Origin of the sequence: Clostridium sp. (genome assembly GCF_030532265.1) — a bacterium.
Classification (GTDB): domain Bacteria; phylum Bacillota; class Clostridia; order Clostridiales; family Clostridiaceae; genus Clostridium.
The window spans coordinates 1-3,525 of record NZ_JAUNLM010000110.1; the positions used below are offsets into that span (position 1 = coordinate 1).

A 3,525-nucleotide genomic window follows, 5' to 3' on the forward strand; every position below is an offset into this window, starting at 1 on the left:
TTATTCATCTTAATATTATTTATTAAAGTTTCTCTTTTATAATCTTCTCCAACTTCTAATGTAATAACATTTCCAACAGTTCTTCTAAACATACTCCCTTCCTCCCTTATATAAAAATTTATATAAATCATATTATTTTATATATAAATTTTATATATTTTGTATATAGTTGTAAATAATTATCAATTATAATTTTAAAAAAATTCAACTTTTGTAACTTTTTATTTAATTCAATTAAATTTTTATTTAAATATTTTCCTCTTTATTAATGGTAAAATTTGTTTCATTTTTCCTTTTATTTTCGTATAATTAATATGTTACTTAATATTGTTTATTTTTTAACTCAATAACTAACTTTACACAAATAGAGGGGATATATTTTTATGACTAGTTTAAAAGAAGGTACCTTATTAGAATTAAAGGAGTATAATCTTCAAAAAAATTTATTGGAAGTAAAAAATATTTTGAGAAATGAAGAAAAATTTGAGGGCTATTTTGAAACACTAAATTATAGCGCTAAAAGTGAAGAAAAAAATTCTTCCAAATCTTTACTTAATGACAAATCTATATGGAATACTATATTTGTTTTAAGTAATAAAAAATTATATCTAATAAATACAAAAGAAAATTATGATAAAATTTCTCTTAATGAAATATCTTTTGATGAGATTGAGTATTTAAATTTATATTTAAAAGATTATAATGAACCATTACTAGAACTTAAAATTTATGGACATCCTAAAATTCAATATGAACCGCGTTCGGGTAATTACTTAAGTTTACTTAAAAAAATTCACAAACTTAAAATTTTAAATAATAAAGAAATGAATAATGTTTCTAATAAAAATACTATATCGAATTATTTACTTTACTTTATTTTCATTATACTAATAATAGCTTTAATTGTTATTTATATATTTATTTAAAACAAAAAGGAATTAAATTAGTATTTTCTATATTTTTAAAAGATAATACTAATTTAATGACTATTTAAATTTAATTTATATATAATTAAATTTATACTAATAATTTTCTGCTCTAACTTCAAAGAAACCTTGTGAATAATTACATACTGGACAAACTTCTGGAGCTTCTATACTTTCTATAAGGAATCCACAATTTAAACATTCCCATATTGTTTTTTCATCTTTTTTAAATACATTTTTATTTTCTATATTATTTAAAAGTTTACGATATCTATCTTCATGTGATTTTTCTATTTTTGATACTTCTATAAACTTTTCTGCCAAATCAAAGAAGCCTTCTTCACTTGCATCCTTTGCAAATCTAGCATACATATCTGACCATTCGTAATGTTCACCTTCAGCAGCGTGAAGAAGATTTTTCATTGTATCATTTAAATTTCCAAGTTCTTTAAACCATAATTTAGCATGTTCTCTTTCATTGCCAGCTGTTTTTAAAAATAATTCATAAATTTGTTCATAGCCTTCACTTTTTGCAACATCAGCAAAAAAAGTATATTTATTTCTAGCTATTGATTCACCTGATAATGCTTCCATTAAATTTTTTTCTGTCTTAGTTCCTTTATATTTATTAGTTGACTCACTTTGTGTCTCTACTTTAACAAATACTGAAGCAGGGCTTTTGCAAACTGGACATACAAAGCCTTCTGGTAATTCTCCTTCGTGTACATATCCACATACTGAACAACGATACTTTACTGATTCATTTTCTGATTTTTCTTCATTACTATTTGAAGATTTATTATCTTCTACCTTTACAAATACTGAAGCAGGATTTTTACAAATTGGACATGTAAAGCCTTCTGGTAATTCTCCTTCATGTATATATCCACATACTGAACAACGATACTTAACTGATTCACTCATTTTTTTACCTCCCAAATCTTTGCTTCTATCAAAATATATTGTATGTAACATCTTTTCTGCAAGTTTACTTAAAGGTTTTCCATAAAACTCTTTATAAAGTGCTTTTATTTCTTCATTTTCATAACTTAATCGAATTTTCATATTAGAATCTCTTTTATAAAGACTTTCAATACGTTTTTCCCTAATATAATCTCCTTTAAAATTAATATCTTTTGGTTGACCACCACCACCAATACAACCTCCTGGACAAGTCATAACTTCAATAAAATGATACTGCTTGTCTCCAGTTTTCATTCTATTAATAAATTCTGATGCATTTTTAGTTCCATAAATAACAGCAACATTTATATCCATATTATCAATCTTTACTGTTGCCTCACGAATTCCTTCTAATCCTCTTACTGGCTCTAAATCATAAAACTGCTTTGGTGGTTTTTTATTAGTAATATATGAATAAGCAGTTCTAAGAGCAGCTTCCATAACTCCTCCTGTATTTGCAAATATAACTCCTGCTCCTGAAGCTTCACCCATTAACTTATCATAACTACTATCTTTTAAATTATTAAATTCAATATTTCTCTCCCTTGCCCAAATAGCTAATTCTCTTGTTGTAATAACATAATCCATATCACGCATATTATCTATATTATAATATTTTCCTGATGCGTTCATTTCATCTCTTTTAATTTCAAACTTTTTTGCAGTACAAGGTGTTAAAGCTACATTTACAATTTTAGATGGATCAATTCCCATTTTCTTTGCAAAATATGTTTTTATTGTAGGTCCTTGCATTCCAATTGGACTTTTAGAAGTTGAAATATGGTCTAATATATCTGGATGAAATGTTTCTGCATATTTTACCCATGCAGGACAACAGCTTGTAAATTGAGGAAGTGGTTTATTGTTAGTTTTTATACGTTCTAACAATTCACTTGCTTCCTCAACTATTGTTAAATCTGCCCCAAAATTTGTATCAAGAACATAATTAGCACCTAACTCTCTAAGTAAAGCTATCATTTTCCCTTCTACAAAACTACCATCTGGCATATTAAACTCTTCACCTAATGATACTCTAACTCCTGGTGATGTAGAAAATATAACTATTTTTTCATTGCTTTTTATTATTGATTCAACCTTTTTATAATCATATACTTCAGTAATACTACAAGTTGGACATACATTAGCACATTGACCACAATTAATACATACAGCAATATCATTAGTATTTTTTAAATCATAATGTCCATTTACACCTATATAATCAGTACAAACATTTTTGCACATACCACACTTTATACATTTTTCTTCATGTCTACAAATTGAAGGATTATCTGGTTCAATAGCTACACGGATATTTGTAGATAAATGTTTGCTCATTTATTTACTCCTTTCTTATACTATAATGTTTCTAACAAATAACAATTTAAATCCACTACCTTAATAAATTATAATATAAAATAATATAATTTTTGTAAAAGTTTTCAAGAATAATGTGAAACTTTAGAAAATATAATATGAATTTTGTAGAGATAAAATATTTAATTTTTATTTTGTATAATTAATGGTTTTATATAAATCTTTTAATTAATTATTTAATATGTGTGTTTTATGTTATTAATGTTTTTTTAGATTAATTTATCTTAAAAAACTAAATTTAATAAAAAAAGTATCTACT

2 protein-coding genes are annotated in these 3,525 nt (G+C 24.8%); one reads left to right on the forward strand and one right to left on the reverse strand.

The genetic code is table 11. From position 1 onward, the window contains the following. Nucleotides 1–383 precede the first annotated feature (383 nt). Nucleotides 384–926: a hypothetical protein gene (locus tag Q4E08_RS11890; protein ID WP_303131200.1), complete on the forward strand. Its 543-nt coding sequence runs from the start codon at nt 384–386 to the stop codon at nt 924–926. 96 nt (nt 927–1,022) lie between these two features. Here the strand turns inward: Q4E08_RS11890 and rbr are convergent, their stop codons facing one another. Further along, complete coding sequence (gene rbr, locus Q4E08_RS11895) at nt 1,023–3,227, reverse strand: rubrerythrin (protein ID WP_303131202.1); 2,205 nt, start codon at nt 3,225–3,227, stop codon at nt 1,023–1,025. Nucleotides 3,228–3,525 lie beyond the last annotated feature (298 nt).